13 protein-coding genes are annotated in these 16,066 nt (G+C 61.9%); 11 read left to right on the top strand and 2 right to left on the bottom strand.

The window, feature by feature from the left end; translation table 11 throughout:
* Positions 1–154: 154 nt before the first annotated feature.
* From E0E00_RS00745 to E0E00_RS00725, 5 genes are all read left to right on the top strand, one after another.
* A complete protein-coding gene (locus tag E0E00_RS00745; protein ID WP_165443479.1) occupies positions 155–976 on the top strand; it encodes a polyphosphate polymerase domain-containing protein in 822 nt (273 codons plus the stop codon).
* Positions 977–1,020: 44 nt separating this feature from the next.
* A complete protein-coding gene (locus E0E00_RS00740) occupies positions 1,021–1,716 on the top strand; it encodes a DUF4956 domain-containing protein (protein ID WP_130810498.1) in 696 nt (231 codons plus the stop codon).
* The gene (locus E0E00_RS00735) at positions 1,706–3,454 is read left to right on the top strand and encodes a carbohydrate-binding domain-containing protein (RefSeq protein ID WP_130810496.1); all 1,749 of its coding nucleotides are present in this window, start codon (positions 1,706–1,708) and stop codon (positions 3,452–3,454) included. Before E0E00_RS00740 ends, E0E00_RS00735 begins: the two co-directional genes overlap by 11 nt.
* Positions 3,455–3,546: 92 nt before the next feature.
* Positions 3,547–4,218: a response regulator transcription factor gene (locus E0E00_RS00730; protein ID WP_130810493.1), complete on the top strand. Its 672-nt coding sequence runs from the start codon at positions 3,547–3,549 to the stop codon at positions 4,216–4,218.
* A gap of 7 nt (positions 4,219–4,225) precedes the next feature.
* A complete protein-coding gene (locus tag E0E00_RS00725; protein ID WP_130810491.1) occupies positions 4,226–5,278 on the top strand; it encodes a HAMP domain-containing sensor histidine kinase in 1,053 nt (350 codons plus the stop codon).
* Between the two features lie 19 nt (positions 5,279–5,297).
* On the opposite strand, the gene E0E00_RS00720 is transcribed toward E0E00_RS00725, so the two are convergent.
* A complete protein-coding gene (locus E0E00_RS00720; RefSeq protein WP_130810489.1) occupies positions 5,298–6,314 on the bottom strand; it encodes a hypothetical protein in 1,017 nt (338 codons plus the stop codon).
* Between the two features lie 449 nt (positions 6,315–6,763).
* Here E0E00_RS00720 and E0E00_RS00715 point away from each other — a divergent pair, with 449 nt between their 5' ends.
* The 5 genes from E0E00_RS00715 to E0E00_RS00695 all read left to right on the top strand — a co-directional run bounded on the left by E0E00_RS00715 (position 6,764) and on the right by E0E00_RS00695 (position 13,855).
* Complete coding sequence (locus E0E00_RS00715; RefSeq protein WP_130811622.1) at positions 6,764–7,555, top strand: ABC transporter ATP-binding protein; 792 nt, start codon at positions 6,764–6,766, stop codon at positions 7,553–7,555.
* A complete protein-coding gene (locus E0E00_RS00710; protein WP_130810487.1) occupies positions 7,545–9,689 on the top strand; it encodes an ABC transporter permease in 2,145 nt (714 codons plus the stop codon). The genes E0E00_RS00715 and E0E00_RS00710 overlap by 11 nt, the downstream gene beginning before the upstream one ends.
* A 738-nt stretch (positions 9,690–10,427) precedes the next feature.
* Positions 10,428–11,480: a nucleoid-associated protein gene (locus tag E0E00_RS00705; RefSeq protein ID WP_130810485.1), complete on the top strand. Its 1,053-nt coding sequence runs from the start codon at positions 10,428–10,430 to the stop codon at positions 11,478–11,480.
* Positions 11,481–11,631: 151 nt separating this feature from the next.
* Complete coding sequence (locus E0E00_RS00700) at positions 11,632–12,888, top strand: CHAP domain-containing protein (RefSeq protein ID WP_130810483.1); 1,257 nt, start codon at positions 11,632–11,634, stop codon at positions 12,886–12,888.
* 19 nt (positions 12,889–12,907) lie between these two features.
* The gene (locus E0E00_RS00695; RefSeq protein WP_130810481.1) at positions 12,908–13,855 is read left to right on the top strand and encodes a hypothetical protein; all 948 of its coding nucleotides are present in this window, start codon (positions 12,908–12,910) and stop codon (positions 13,853–13,855) included.
* Positions 13,856–13,885: 30 nt separating this feature from the next.
* Here the strand turns inward: E0E00_RS00695 and E0E00_RS00690 are convergent, their stop codons facing one another.
* Positions 13,886–15,331, bottom strand: a complete 1,446-nt coding sequence (locus E0E00_RS00690; RefSeq protein ID WP_130810479.1) for a Sapep family Mn(2+)-dependent dipeptidase — start codon at positions 15,329–15,331, stop codon at positions 13,886–13,888.
* A gap of 199 nt (positions 15,332–15,530) precedes the next feature.
* On the opposite strand from E0E00_RS00690, the gene E0E00_RS00685 reads away from it, so the two are divergent.
* The gene (locus E0E00_RS00685) at positions 15,531–15,974 is read left to right on the top strand and encodes a hypothetical protein (RefSeq protein ID WP_130810477.1); all 444 of its coding nucleotides are present in this window, start codon (positions 15,531–15,533) and stop codon (positions 15,972–15,974) included.
* The last annotated feature ends 92 nt before the right edge of the window (positions 15,975–16,066 follow it).

Here is a 16,066-nt window from a genome sequence, read left to right as displayed (position 1 = left end):
GCGCCGGCCCACGTCCCTTTCAGCAAACTAACAACGTTGTCGGACCCTCGTGCCATTGCGGCGCGGGGGTCCGCTGCTCAAGCTCGCTTTAAGTCCCACCTCGTAGATTGTTGCTATGCAATCGAAGCGCAAGGCGGGATGCGGGAGGTGGCGCATGATCACATCGCAGGTAGCACAGCCGTTGCCTGGTCAGGCTCCGGTGCACGTCCAGATGGTCTTCAAGCGCACGGAGGCCAAGTACCTTCTCACCAATGCGCAGCGCTCCCGCCTGGAGCGCCTCATATCCGCGCACGTTGCGCCCGACGAATTCGGCCCCTCTACGGTGCGCAACCTCTACCTGGACACACCCACGCTCCTTCTCGCCCGTCGCTCCCTGGGGCATCCGCTCTACAAGGAGAAGGTTCGCGTGCGCAGCTACCGTGCGGCAGGGGAGCATGACAAGGTCTTTCTCGAGCTCAAGAAGAAGTGCGACGGCGTCGTGTACAAGCGTCGCTGCACCATGGAGCTTGACGACGCCCTTGGCCTGTGCCAATGCCTTCGCGAGCCGTGGACGCAGGTGGAGCTTGAGCTTGCCGTAACCGCTGCGCGCGAGGGTGGCCTTCTCCCCGTGGCCTACGTCGCCTACGACAGGGAGGCGTTTTTCTCCACGGAGGACCGCGATCTTAGGCTCACGTTTGACAGGCGCGTGCGTGCCCGTTGGAGTTCGCTTTCGCTCACCGAAGATGTGGGCGAGCCGGTGCTTTCGCAGGGCCTCAACATCCTCGAGGTCAAGACGAGCAAGGCCATGCCTCTGTGGTTTGTGGCGTTTCTCTCGGAGGAGAGGCTGAGAAAGGCCACCTTCTCGAAGTACGGAACCGCATATCGCCTGCGCTATCCCAAGGGGTATCGTCCCCAGCTGGCACCCGCTCCCGTAATGGTGCCGGGAGGCATCTCACTGCCGGCCACCAATCCAGTGGGGGCCATCGCCAGGGCCTAGCACGCCTAGGCGGGCATCCCATCCAACGCAAAAGGAGGTCTCGCATGCTTGACTCCCTGTTTTCAACTTCCACGGCGACCGCGTCGACGGCCACGAGCGTCGAGTTGCTGCCGCTTCTCGTCTGCACGCTGTGCGCGCTTGTCCTGGGTGCCGTGCTTGCCGCCGTGTACTCGTACCGGCAGCGGCACACGCGCTCGTTCACCATTGCGCTTGTCGTGATTCCTGCCATCGTGTGCGTGGTGATTGCCATGGTGAACGGCAACCTTGGCGCAGGCGTGGCCGTCGCGGGCGCCTTTAGCCTCGTGCGCTTTAGGAGCGCACCCGGCTCTGGCCGCGACATCGCCTACGTGTTTCTCGCCATGGCGGTGGGCCTTGTGGCCGGCATGGGCTACCTTGCCGCCGCAGCGATGGTGACTGTGGTGATTGGTGGGGCCTGCCTTGCGCTGCAGCAGTTCACGGGTCGGTCGCGCACGCACGCGCGCGACCTCAGCCTGCGCATTACCGTCCCGGAGGACCTTGACTACAGCGGCGCCTTCGACGACGTGCTTGCGCGCTACACCACCTACCACGAGCTGGCTTCCGTCAGGACCTGCAACATGGGAAGCCTCTTTAGGCTCACCTACGACGTTGGCATGGAGGCGGGAACGAGCGAGAAGGCCATGATCGACGAGCTGAGGGCTCGCAACGGCAACCTGGAAGTGTCCCTCTCTCATCAGGAGGTGAGCGGCTATGGGCTCTAGGAACATGCACACCGGATTTGGCATCCTTCGCACCTGTGTGGCTGCAGGCCTTGCCCTTGCCCTGACCGTGGCCCCGCTTGTGGGGTGCGCGTCAGCGTCATCGGGGTCCGGCACGTCTGCGGCCAGCGCGGTGTTAACGGACGAGATGGCGGCTACCACTACGGCTGCGACCACGTCCGGCAATGCCGTCACACTGCTCGACACGACGGACGTCTACTCGGACCGCGACCAAAGCGGTGACTACGATGCCTCCGATGCAACCGCTATCACGCTCGCGGACGGTGGTACCACGGTTACGGGCTCGGGCGTTACGGTTGACGACTCGACCGTCACAATCACCCAGGCAGGGACCTATGTCGTCTCGGGTACGCTTTCTGACGGGCAGATCGTGGTTGACGCTGCCGATGATGCCAAAGTGCAGATAGTCCTTTCCGGCACGAGCGTGACCTCCGCGGATGCCGCCGCCATCTACGTTAAGGCTGCCGACAAGGTCTTCCTCACGTTGGCCGAGGGTACCACAAACGCGCTTGCCACCACGGGCTCGTTTGCGGACGCCGGGGATGGCAACAACGTGGACGGCGCGGTCTTCTCGAAGGCTGACCTTACGGTGAACGGCTCGGGGTCCCTCTCGGTCTCAAGCGCGCAGGGGCATGGCATCGTGTGCAAGGACGATCTCGTGATCTATGGCGGGACGGTTGACGTCACGGCTGCCGGCCATGCCATGCAGGGCAAGGACTCCGTAGCCATTGGGGCGGGAACGCTCAAGCTCACGGCGGGCACCGACGCGATCCACTGCGCCAACGACGAGGACGCCGAGAAGGGCTGGGTCTACGTCTCTGGCGGCACCATCACGGCCACGGCCACATCCGACGGCATTGACGCCGGACTCTTCCTCGAGGTGGACGGCGGCTCCATTGACGTTGCCGCTGCAGATGACGGATTGCACGCCGAGTACGGGCTGGTCATAAACGGTGGCACCATCACGGTGAGCCAAAGCTCCGAGGCGCTCGAGGGCTCCTACGTCTCCATCACGGGCGGCGTCATCGATGCCACCGCAACGGATGACGGCATCAACGCGGCGGGGGACCCCACGGAGACGTCTGCGGCCGATGGTGGCGCGGTGGGCGGGGGCATAGGCGGCATGGATGAGAATGACTCCACCGCCTATGTGACCATCTCTGGTGGCACCGTGCGCGTCGATGCCTCGGGTGATGGCATCGACTCCAACGGCAACCTTACGATCTCTGGCGGCGAGACCTACGTGAGCGGACCCACGAATGACGGCAACGGTGCGCTTGACTATGCAGGCAGCGGTACGGTGACGGGCGGCACCATCATCGCGACGGGCTCGACCGGGATGGCCCAAACGCTTGCGGCATCAGGCAGCCAGGGCGTCATGCTCGTCTCGGCGTCCGGAAGCGCCGGCGACTCGATCGAGGTGCTTGACTCTGCGGGTAACGTGCTTTGCTCCACAACCGCGACAAAGCAGTTTGCTTGCGTGGTCGTGAGCTGCGCGGGGCTTGAGTCCAACGGGACCTACACGCTGCGCGTGGGGTCCTCCGAGACGAGTGTCACCTTGAGCGACGGTTCGTACTCGGACGTCTCGGGTGGCTTTGGCGCAGGCGGTGGCATGGGTATGGGTGGGCCTGGCTCGGGTGGTCAGGTGCCGAGCGACACGCAGGCCCCAGGCGGTTCTGGTGGGCAGTCCCAGGCCCCCTCGTCTGCCGCCCAAGGCTAGGTGGCTGCTTCTCGGTGCGTCTTCGTGCTACCCTCATTTCAACGGTTCGGCGCGGTCAGAGAGTGGCCGCGCCGCGTCATATGGGGGTGGGTATGCAGCACCTTGTGGTTGTCGAGGACGACCTGGATATCAAAAACGAGCTTCTCGTACTCCTGCGCCGCAACGGCTACGACGCTCGGGCCATCGAGGGCTTCTCGGACGTGGTGGGGCAGATCCTCAATACCTCACCAGACCTTGTGGTCCTTGACCTTAATCTCCCCGGCATCGACGGACAGTACGTGTGCCGCGAGCTTAGGCGCAAGAGCAGCGTCCCCATTGTGGTGGTAACCAGTCGCGACAACGAAATGGACGAGCTCGTCTCGCTCTCTGCCGGCGCCGATGACTTTGTTCCCAAGCCCTACAACGGCCAAGTCCTCCTCGCCCACATAGCCTCTGTGCTCAAGCGCAGCTCTGCTACAACGCTTGAGTCCTCCCTTGTCATCCACAGAGGGGTCACGCTCGACACGGCGCGCTGCGGGGTGTCGAGCGATGGTCGCACTGCCGAGCTTACGAAAAACGAGTTGCGCATCCTTTCGCTTCTTATGAGAAATGCTGGCTCGGTGGTGTCACGGCAGCGCATCCAGGAGGAGCTTTGGCAGTCCGACGAGTTCGTGGATGACAACACGCTGACGGTCAACGTGAGCCACCTGAGGCAGACGCTGGCGGGCATTGGCGTCACGGGTTTCATTGCCACAAAGCGTGGCATGGGCTACATCATCGAGTAGACCTGCCATGAGATTCGGGTCGTATCTCAAGGACCATGCGGCGGCGATTACCCTTCGCTGCGCAGCCGTCGTGCTTGGGGCATTTATGCTGGTAGGGTATGGAACAGATGCCGGAGCGGCGTGCTTCTCGGCGGCTCTCGTCCTTGTCGCCTGCCTGGCTGCAGACGTTCTTGACTACAGGCGCCGCATTGGCTTCTTGCGTGAGGTGTCGCGCAGCGCGGACGGCCTTGACAGGCCCTACCTCACGCCCGAGCTGCTTGAGCGGCCGGACTTCCTTGAGGGGCGCGTGCTGTACGACGTCCTCGGGCGGGAGTCGAAGGCGATGGCAGACGAGGTGGCGGACCTCCGGACGGCTTCGCGGGAGTATCGCGAGTACATCGAGACCTGGGTGCATGAGGTGAAGACCCCCATTGCGGCGGCGCACCTCGTGGCGCAAAACCACCCCAGCCCCAATGTCGATGCCATGGATGCGCAGGTGACGCGCATAGAGGGATACGTTGAGCAGGCCCTTTACTACGCGCGTGGAAGCTCGCTTGACCGTGACTTCTCCATTCGCGAGGTCGTGCTTGGAGACGTTGTGCGCGATGCGCTGCGTAGGAATGCCCGCGCCCTGATCGACGCGCGCGTTACGCCCGGACTAGGGGAGGGCCTCGACGCCACGGTTCGCGCCGACCCAAAGTGGCTGTCGTTTATCGTGGGGCAGCTCTTGGTGAACGCGGCCAAGTATCGCCGGCCCGAAGACACGGCGGCTGCTGGTCACGTGCGCATCTCCGCGCTGCGACGCAGCCGCGGTATGGATGCGTACGAAACTGTGCTTACGATTGCGGACGATGGCATTGGCATTCCGGAGTCGGATGTGTCGCGCGTCTTTGACAAGGGATTTACCGGGGAGAACGGGCGGCGGTTTGCCAAGTCGACAGGCATGGGCCTCTATCTGTGCCGGGCGCTTTGCCAGAAGATGGGGCTGGGGATATCCCTTGAGTCCCGGGCGATAGGCCCGAACACCGGAACAGAGGTACGCCTTGCCTTCCCTGAGGCAACGACGCAGCGACCAGAATAGCGGTTGCTTGCGCTGCCGGCTATCCGTGCAGTAGCATCTCTAACAGACTGCGGCGGCCCTCTGCAAGCTCTGGTGTGTCAAGCCTCTTGAGGTGCTGACGCATCGTCCTTCCCTTGTGGCCAACAAGATGTTCCCCAATCTTCAAGCGAAGCCTCTCGGCCTCGGCAAAGTCTGTCAGGTCATTGGGGTGGACGGGAATGACCTTGTATCCCAAGGCTTCTATGTCGCTCTTCCTGATTTCGTCTTTGCGTCGTTCGGCCAGCGTGTCGTGACGCTCTCGGCTGTCGTACTCGACGTCCAGCAGAAACTCAGCCCATGCGATGTCTGGCATATAGCTATCCCCATGGGTGAGGTGTCGCTTGTCGGCTGGTACAACCAGCGTCGGATTGAGAGTAGGCTGCGGATACCCCCACCCGCCATAGCGTTGGGGAAGGATGATGACTGTTGCGAGGATGGACTCCATCGGCGAGAAGGAGTTTCCCAATGCCCAGCGAAGTGTGTCGCGCGCTGGTCGTACACCCCGCATGCCGCCGGCTCGCCGAAGGAAGGCGTGTAATCTTCGCGCGGTGGTGAGAGGCTCCAGGAAATACGCACACCCCGAGCCTCTTTCGCCTGGTATCTTCCGGGCATAGGTGCCAAGCAGCTCATCGCAGAGCATGAGCCGTGATGGCAAATCTGGGATTTGGCGGCATTTCCACACAAAATAGCACTCGGGTGAAAGCGTGAAGATGTTATCCCTTAGTCGGACCAGGCTACCCATCGGCAGTTGCTGTGGGAGGAGGTAGGTCTTGGTTGCGCCACTGTTATTTCGATCGCTCGGTGAACTCACGAACAGCTCGACAGGCTCATTCTCTGCGGGATCCAACAGCCATCGCAGATTAATAAGGCTTGTTTTGTCGAACTCCTCGCGGGTGTTGACGCATGAGTTCGGGGGAAGAGTAGTTATCCGGCAGCGTTCGTAGAGCAAATCTCCCGTATGCATGGCAGATATTGCTCGATCGAGAGTAGCCCCGGCGACAATCAACCTCTTTTGCATGGCTTCCTCCCATCACGATGTACTCCGTGAAGCTGAGATTGGCGAAACTACACGCAAAATTGAGGATATGAAGGTTATTTAATTGTCCTGGAGATACTTCCGGCAAGCGATAGGTTTCCATCGGCAAGTGGATAATTATGTTATCCCATTTGAGTGTTGAATGGATGCATTGCGGAGATGCCTGGGTCTCTTCCCACTTATCGCTCAAGTGCACCGGAGGTCTTCAAAACCTCAATTCTGTGTGTAGTTTTGCGATTTCTTGTTACGCGTAGTTACGTTATGCCCTGCGCCAGGGCCTCGCGGCAATCACCGACGCCGTTTCCTTACGAAAACACAAGGTATGATGCAGCTCAATCGATGGCAGTCGCCTGCGCGCTCGCCGAGTATGGTCATGTCAACGAGCGAAAGGAACGTATATGGCTTCATTCACCGTCCCGGCCATCGATGGCATGTCAGACGCAGCGCCATCAGCCTCACCACCAGCCATCCTTACCTGTCAAAACGTCGAAAAGTACTACGGTACCAGGGGAAACATCACAAAGGCCCTCGATGGGGTCTCACTCGAGGTGCGCACAGGCGAGTACGTGGGCATCATGGGAGCATCCGGATCCGGTAAGACGACGCTGCTCAACTGCATCTCGACCATAGACCGACCGACGGCTGGCCACATCCTCATCGAAGGCCAGGACATCACGAAACTCAAGCAGAGCCAGCTCGCGCGATTCCGCCGCGAGCGCCTGGGCTTCGTTTTCCAGGACTCCAACCTCCTAGACACGCTGACGGCTCGCGAGAACATCGCGCTCGCCCTCACGATCAATCGCATCGAGCCGTCCCAGATTGAGGGCCGCGTGGACGAGGTGGCAGCGCGCCTGGGCATCACGGACGTCCTCGCAAAGTATCCCTACGAGATGTCCGGCGGACAGCGCCAACGCGTAGCCGCAGCCCGAGCCATCGTCACACGGCCCTCGCTGGTTCTCGCCGACGAGCCCACTGGTGCGATCGACTCAAAGAACTCCAGAAACCTCCTGGAGAGCTTCGAGCAGATGAACGCTTCGGGCGCGACCATCGTGATGGTAACCCACGACTCCTTTGCCGCAAGCTATGCCAAACGCATCCTCTTCATCAAGGACGGTCGCGTGTTCAACGAGGTCATCCGCGGAGCCAAGACGAGAAAGCACTTCTTCGACCACATCATCGACGTGGTGTCGTTCCTGGGCGGGGAGGCCGCCGATGCTCGCTAAAATCGCCTTCGGCAACGTCCGCAGGTCACTGCGCGACTTCTCTGTCTACTTCTTGAGCCTCGTCTTTGGCATCTGTGTCTTCTATGCGTTCAACTCCATCACGCAGCAATCTGCCGCGCTCGACTTAAACGAGGACTCTCGCCAGGTAATCGCCATGCTTTCGCGGCTCATCGGCGGTGTGTCCGTCTTTGTCGCCGTTGTTCTGGGGCTGCTCGTCGTCTACGCGAACCAGTTCCTCATCCGACGTCGCAAGCGTGAGTTTGGCATCTATCTCACCTTGGGCATGAGTCGTGGCCAGGTGTCGCTCATCGTGATGCTTGAGGCGCTCATTGTTGGCGTAGGGGCGCTTGCCGTAGGGCTTCTTGCGGGAATTCTTCTCTCGCAGATTATGCTTGTGGTGACCGCGCACGTCTTTGCTGTGACCATCTCGGGCTTTTCTCTCGTGTTCTCGCCCACAGCAGCCCTTGCCACGCTTGGCTGCTTTCTGCTCATGTTTGCCGTTACGCTCCTGTTCAACGTGCGTGCCGTCTCCTGCTTCGGGCTCATCGACCTCATCAACGCCGACAAGGTGAGCGAGAAGGCAAGGATTCGCAGCCTGCCGGTCTGTGTCGTGCTGTTTGTGGTATCGCTGGCGCTCATCGGTGTCGCATACCACGAGCTCATCCAGAACGGCATGCTCTACATCGACAGCCAGTTCAGACTTGCCACCCTCCTCGTGAGCGTGGGCACGCTGCTGTTCTTCTTCTCGCTCTCGGGGTTTCTCCTGCGCGCGGTGCAGTCGAACAAGAGGCTCTACCTGCGTGGCCTCAACATGTTCTCGCTACGCCAGCTCAACAGCCGAATCAACAGTGCGTGGCTCTCCATCTCGATCGTGTGCGCGGCTCTGTTCCTGGCAATAACATCTACCTGCGGCGGGTTTGCCATCGCAGACTCGATGAACCAGAGCATTGAGGAGAGAACTCCGTTCGACGCCTCCTTTACGTCCTACACGGCCATGTCTGCGGCGTCACCCGAGACGGACGAGAACGGCGTTGCTCTCGACCAAACGCTTCCGGATAATGTGGCGGCAATGGATGCTGTCGGTGGTGACATGGTTGCGTCCATCCGTGCTGCAGCACCAAGCTGGGACGAGTACGTCGAGCAGAGTTGCCAGATTGACCGTTATTCTGCCGACGGCCTCACGGGAAGCGCCCTCTTGGGAGGTCTGGACGTGAAGATCCCCAAGCAGTTCCAGCAGTCAGGGGATGCCTCACTCGGAATCATGGGCATCTCGCAGCTCAACGCTGCCCTTCGCATGCAAGGCAAGGCGGAGCTCTCTCTCGCCGATGGTCGGGCGATGCTTGTCACGACCAGCCACTCTTACCTCGACTTCTGGTGCGAGATCGCCTCGAAGCGCGGGTCAATCACCATTGCTGGCGAGGAGCTCTCGCTTGTCTCGGCAGACGATGTCGCCCTCTTTGCGGATACCGATGGAGGCTCCTGGTGCTCCATCGTCGTTCCCGACTCATTCCTCGCGACCCATGGAGACCAGCTTTCACGCAGCTATTCCGTCCTCGACGTGACGTATCGCCCGGGCATCTCCGAGCAGGACTTCCTCGATGCGCTTGAGGTGGCGTTCCCGACCGAGGGCTTCCCGACCGAGGGCTCGCTCTCCGATGCCTATGCGCCAACGCTCAGCACCTGGCCGTACTTCAACTACACCACAGCGACAAAGATTCGCACTGCGTCCGTTGGCATTTCGGCCACGATTGCCTACGTAGCCATCTACATTGGCTTTGTGCTTCTCGTCTCCTGCGCTTCGATCCTTGCCATTCAGCAGCTCTCCGCGGCAGCGGATAACGTCACGCGCTATAGAATCCTTCGCGAGCTTGGCGCCGAGCGATTAATGATCGACCGCGCCCTGCTCTTCCAGGTTGCCGTGTACTTTGTCTTTCCGCTGGCGCTTGCCCTTGCGCACTCCTTCGTTGTCCTTGGGGTCATCAAGAACGTTGTGGAGACGCTGGGCATGGCCAACTTTATGCGGCCGACGCTCGTCACGGGTGCGATAGTGCTGGCGCTCTATGGCGGCTACTTCTGGGTGACCTACGAGACCTCAAGAGGAATTGTGGAGCGCTCGGGCGCGAGACGGGAGTAGGCGCGCAAGGGGATGGGATCGGACCAGGAATTGCACCAGTTATCCATTATTCCACTCTTCGCGAAGCAGCGCGCGTGGCGTTCCGTCACGGAGCCAATGGCACCGTTTGCGGTATGGCCGAGGAATCACATGATATGGCCCCAGCGGTTTGGTTATAAAGACAGTAACTAAAGGTTGTCGCCCAGCAAGGACGGCCGATCAAGGAGGTGCATTCCGATGGGCACAGAAGAGATAGCATTCAGGCGCCTGCTTCGGAATGCGTGAAATCACCCCCGAGACGGTAGCAGATCCTTCGCAACGTTAAAGTCGACATGGTGGCACCGCGGATACGCCGAACGAGACGGCGACGTGATTCCCAGAAGGAGCAGGCGCGTTTTTCCCCGGTCGGCGAAGAGCCGACAACTCCAGATGGGTTCCTACTACGCGAGAGGAACAAAGATTGGGCTCGCACCAGTCGAGCCGTTGTGAGATAGCACGTGCCTACAACATACGTCGCATCCCACAGGGGAGCGACCTCCCTAAGGGGGAGAGTCCAAAGTTCTAGAGATTGGGGCGGGCGCCCGGCCGGGCGCCCGCCCCTTGCCATGCCGGGGTCATGGGTGGCTTGCCTGGCAGGGAGGTGTAGCACGAAGGATGCACAGAAAGCCTCGAGGCTAGAGGTCTCGTCTGCGGTGCCTGCGCTAGACTTGGGTGCTTGAGCCGGCACCCGCCGGCAGACCCACGGGAGGGATGAGGCCCATGCTCAGAATCGGCCATGCCATACTGCACGTCTTTGACTTCGAGAGCGGCAGCACGTTCTTCTCGCAAAGCGAGCTTGACCTTGACAACCGCCAGACCCGCTCCTACGTGACGCGAAGGCTGCGCCGCATATGCTCAAGCGCCGAGAGCAAGCACGGGACGTTTGCCCCCGAGAGCAACTTTGCCTCGGGGCTCAAGGAGTACTTTGCTGGACGGGTGTCGTTTGCGGACTTCTCCGTCCAGATTGCCCAGTGGTTCTGGGAGGAGCTGCGACGTGCCGAGGACCTCGAGCAGTGCGACCTTCTCGTTGCGGATTTTACGGACACGGGCGATATGAGAGCCTCGGCCAATGCGGACGAGGACGCCGTTGCCGATGCCTACGAGTCCGAGGGGACGCACCTCTTTGCCGTGGTGCTTTTGCCCAGAAAGCAGGCGTTCATCCACGAGGTGGACGAGAATGGCAACGAGATTGCCCGGCAGGACGCCACGCTTCCCAACCCCACACAGAAGGTCAACACGTATGTGCTGATCAACGCCGAGACCTTGGACATCGACTTCCACGACAAGGAGCGAAGCGCTGCCGGGGAGCCGCGCCAGATCATCCCGGAGCTCTTTTTGCAGTGCACTCAGGAGGCCTCGAGTCACGAGGTTATCGACGAGGTCACGAGCATCGTGGTGGACCTCTCCGAGGAGTACGGCCTTACCGCGGCCGTGGAGGTCTCCCGCGCGAAGGCGGCGCTGGCTCGCCGTGCCGATGCCGACGAGGCCATCCAGCCTGCCGATGTGGGACGCGAGGTCTTTGAGGACAATCCCGAGATGGCGCAGCGCTTCGAGGAGCGCACCCGCGAGCACGAGCTGCCCGAGGAGGTGCCGGTGCGAAGGGGTGCGGCCAATCGACTCACGCGCACGCACCGCATCCGCACCGATACGGGCGTGGAGATTGCGTTTCCCTCCGAGCTTGCCGAGCGTCCCGGCTACATCGATTTCGCGCATCAAGAGGATGGCAGCATCTCGATTGTGATCAGTAACGTTGCCCGCATCGAGAACCGGTAGAACTGGCGGCTGGCGGTTTCGCGCGCCCCTGGCATTGGCGTCGGCACCGCCGCTGGCCGCTTGGCACCGTGTGTTTTTCGTCCTCTCCGCGGCTAACGGGTAGAATGGCATCCGTGACCTAAACGTATCCCAGTCGTACCCAGGAGGCCTTATGCAGACCAGCGGCACCAGCAGCCGACGTGCCAACGAAGCGCTCGCCCCCGCGCGTACCGTCACGCGCAGGGATGCCTTCAGGCTGCTCATCGGTGCTGGGGCACTTGCTCTTGTAAGCCCTGCCACCGCTTTTGCAACTTCCCAGTCGGACATCGACGCCGCCCAGTCGGACGCTGACGCCGCCCAGTCGCAGCTCGACCAGATCGGTCAGGAAGTCTCGGACCTGTCCTCGCAGCTCTCCGATACTGTTGGCAAGATCGATGACGTTTCCGCGCAGATTGACCAGCTTCAATCCGACATCGAGGCCAAGCAGACCGATATCGACGCAAAGCAGAAGGACATCGACGCCAAGCAGGACGAGATTGAAGGGAAGCAGCAGGTCCTCGGCGACCGCATGGCCGCTGCGTTCAAGTCTGGCAATGCCAACACCATCGATCTGCTTCTCTCCTCGGCGTCCTTCGAGGAGCTTACATCAAACATCTACTATCTTGACAAGGTGTCCGAGCAGGACAACTCCATGATCGAGGAGGTCAAGAGCCTCAGGGCCGATCTCGAGGTCCAGAAGTCGCAGCTTGAGGACGACAAGGCCGCGCTCGAAAGCCAGCAGGCCGACCTTTCCTCCCAGAAGGACCAGCTCGGCCAGCTCAAGAGCGACCAGGAGTCCCAGCTTGCCAACGTCCAGGCCAAGCAGCAAGAGGCCCAGGACCTCGTCGGCCAGCTCAACTCCAACGTGCAGAGCCTTATCGACCAGAGAAACGCCGAGCTTCTCGCCGCCCAAGAGGAGGCTCGTCGCGTGGCGGCCAGCCGAGCCTCAAGTGGCTCTTCCAGCAGCAGCTCTGCGAGCGGCACCGCAAGCGTTCCCTCGGGCTCTTCGGGCTCTCAGGCGGCTGTCATCTCCGCCACCTACAGTACGGGGTCGACCGGTGCGGGCTACTGCGCGGCGTGGGTCTCCAACGTCTTTGCCAATGCGGGCATCGGCTCGTTTGGTGGCAACGCCTGCGACATGTACTGGTCGTATTGCTCCAGCTCAGACAAGTCGTCTATCCAGGCAGGCATGATCATTGCCGTACCCACCGAGCCGTACTCCGCCGCCGCGCGCCTGTACGGTCACATTGGCATCTACGTGGGGAACGGCACCGTCCGGCACTGCCTGAGCGGCGTGATCACAACCCAGAGCCTGGACTCGTGGATCAACCAGTTTGGCGTTACCTCCACCCCCAGGTGGGGCTGGCTGGGCGGCGTCGTTCTTGCATAGCCTGCGCGAGAGGGGCGAGGTGACCTCTGTTCCACAGACGCCCGCTCAGGTGACGCTTGGCGTCATCTCTGCTGTGATGGCTATCTTGGGCGGGATCGTCCTGCTTGCGGGCGGCCTTGTGCTCTTTGCTGCCGCAACCGGGCAGGTGGATGCCTTCGATTCGGGGCTGAGCATTGCGGGCATCACGCTTTCTGGCTGGTCGCCTTTGGGCCTTGCGGTAGTGGTTCTCGGTGCCGGGGTCCTGCTCTGCGTGACGGCGTGGTTGGGGCTTGTTGCATCGCGCAGCTCCGGTAGGGTAGGGCCATATCGGTTCCTCTGCTATCTGGTTGGCCTCGTGCTTCTCGTGGCCATCCTCTGGAGCTGGGGTGCCGGAACCGTGCTCATCTTCAATCCCATCGTGCTCTCGGCGACCATCACCTACGTGGTGGTGTGCTCGTCGCTTGCCGACCGCGTGCAGCGCGAGCACGACGAGGGTGTGAGGGGGGAGTCCTTCCTGCTCGACGGTCACCAGCGGGCACTGCGCCTGCTCTCCGAGGTCCTCATGGTCTCGGCAGCCCTAAATGCAGTGATCACGGTAATCCTGTGGTATGCCATCTCGCAACTTGACCCCTCGCAAACGGTGACGCTTGGCTCGGCATCGCTTATGGCGGGGCAGCTTGCGGGCCGTGCCCTCACAGCAGGTCTTGTCTCCTCGGCAGTCAACCTCATTGTGGGGTCCCTGGGCTTTCGAGGCGCTAACCAACCCGAGAAGATTCGCCCGTTTCTCTGGGTATCCGCCATCTCGCTCGCGTATGCGGCAGTCCAGCTCGTGGGCGCAATCCTCTCGTCAGGCTCTCTAGGCAGCGTCCAAACGAGCTCGATCACCGATGCGCTGCTCTACGGCGCCTGCACGTATCTCAGCGTGAAGATTCGCCGCCAGTCGCGTGGCCACAAGGGCGCGGCAACTGGCGGCGAGATGAGCTGTTAGACAGGCGCGATGCCGGCTGAGGCGGACGGGCTACTCCTCGGGCTGGGTGAGTTCCAGCTCCATAAGGCGTGCAATGCTCACGATATAGATCTTGAGCGCGCGCTTGAGGCCCTCCTCAGAGACGCCCTCGTCGGCGCCGTGCTCGGTGCCAACCCAGCTCGGCTCCTTTGCATGGGGCTCGTGAGGGCCAAAGGCGCAGGCCCGGCGGAAGTGGCGCGCATAGGTTCCGCCGCCGATGGTAAACGCCTTGCCCTTGCGGCCCGTGTATTCGGAGTACGTCTTGAGCAGCGTGGTGATTTCGGGCGAGACGGGGTCGATGTAGAAGGGCGCAACGTTGCGCCCCTCCTCGAACGTTGCGTTGTAGAGAGCGGCGAAGCGCCTGAGCTCTATCGTGATGCGGCTGCCCGAGGTCGAGGTGGGATAGCGCGAATCGACCGTCTGCACAAAGCGGTCGCCAACCGTGCGGACGGTGCCGCCAACGCACGTGAGCGCGCCGAACTTGTCGTCTGCTGCCGCGATGCCCAGGGACTTGCCGTCGCTGGCGTGGCAGACCTCCTGCTCGAGGTGCAACCAGAGCCTCTCGGCATCGGTGAGGTTCTCTACATGCTTAAGGAGGTAGTCGGCGAGGGCCCCAATTGCGTTCACGGTGCCTTCCGGCATGGACGCATGGCCTCCCTTGCCGTGTGCGGTCACGCATGCGCGGCCCTCGCCTGCGGCCTTGACGTCAATGCCGTCCCGCGATGGCAGCTTGTCCGCGTCTACGCGCACGACGGCCGTTGCCTGCCCGGGGATTGCGTTTGACACGGTGCCACCGTCAAGAGACTCGATGACACCGTCACCTATGGGTTCGGACGTGAACTTGCCGCTGTAGAGCCCCTTCTCCCCGCAGATGAGAGGGAAGTCCGCGTCGGGGGAGAAGCAAAAGGCCGGCTCGGAGCAGCAGGCGAGGTAGTGCCCGACGTCGGCCATGCCGGTCTCCTCGTTGTTGCCAATGATGCAGCGCAGCGTGTAGGGGAGCGGCGTGCCCATGCTCTCGACGCGACGGGCAAAGAAGTGCGCAGCCCAGAGCGAGAGGACCAGAGGCCCCTTGTCATCGAGCACACCTCGGCCCAGAAGGTAGCCGTCCTTGCGGGTGACATCGAGTGCGGGAACGCTCCAGCCAAGCCCCACGGGCACGATGTCCGAGTGGGCGATGGTGGCCACGTAGGGTGCACCCTCATTGCCGGTCACATCTCCGTAGCCGATGTAGCCGTCGAGGTCTGTCACGGCAAGGTCAAGACGACGGGCGATGCCCTCGGCTGCCATCAGGGCCTCATTGGCCTTGGGACCGTAGGGCTTGCCGGGCTCGGCTGCCGAGAGGTCCTCGACAGACTCGATCTTCACGAGCGTGCGGATGTCTTCTACGACATCCTCCCACACCTCTTCCACGTATGCGTCGACCTCGGCCGTAAGCTGTCCGTCTGTGGTCTGTGCCATACTTCCTCCCAAAGGGTTGCTCATTCGTGCCCCACCATCTTAGACGGTTGTGTGAGGACAGTGGGTCCACGTGCAATTCGGACTCGCACGCAAGGACGCAAGGCGCTGTCGTGCGGGCGGCTGCGCCCTTCGCGAGGCCTCCATGCCTTCCGGCTACAATGCCACCTCCTGCTATCGACACGTAAGGAGGTCCCGGGCAATGAAGGTCACCATGAGAAGGCCCGTGCTCGCCGCCGTCATCTGCTTTGCCGTTGCGCTTGTCGTGAGCGTCGTGTTTCTCGTCTGGTTCAACACCGACCCCGAGACAAACATCACCACGATCCTCTCGAGCCTGCCGCTGAGCTACCTGTACGCTATCTCGTCCGGCCTTGCCGCGTTCTCGGCGGGTGCCCTGGTGGCGCTGGTGGCGGGTTCGATTGCGCACCTGCGCATGTCGAACCTGCCGCGCGTTCTCTTTGCCGCCCTGGGTTGGGTCGTGCTGGGGTTCTTGCTTCTCGCCCCCGTGATTGCGACGGTGGCCACGGGCTCTGTGGCAATCGTGTTTGCGCTGGTGGTATATGGAGCGATTAAGGCACCCGTGGCATTTGCGGCCTTTGGCCTGCTTCTGGGTCTGGGCTTTGCCGAGAAGCGCGAAGCCGCGTAGGGTTCTCGGCCGCTCGCCGGCTGTGGCCAGGCGAGCGTCGGGGGCGGCCATTGCCGCCATCCCAAGCGGCCCTCGTGCCGCCCCCTGTGGCC

The sequence above is a fragment of the Olsenella sp. Marseille-P4559 genome, assembly GCF_900605015.1.
In the GTDB taxonomy this organism is placed as follows: Bacteria; Actinomycetota; Coriobacteriia; order Coriobacteriales; family Atopobiaceae; genus Tractidigestivibacter.
Note: the sequence above shows the minus strand (reverse complement) of the source record. Positions and strands in the feature narration are given on the sequence as shown.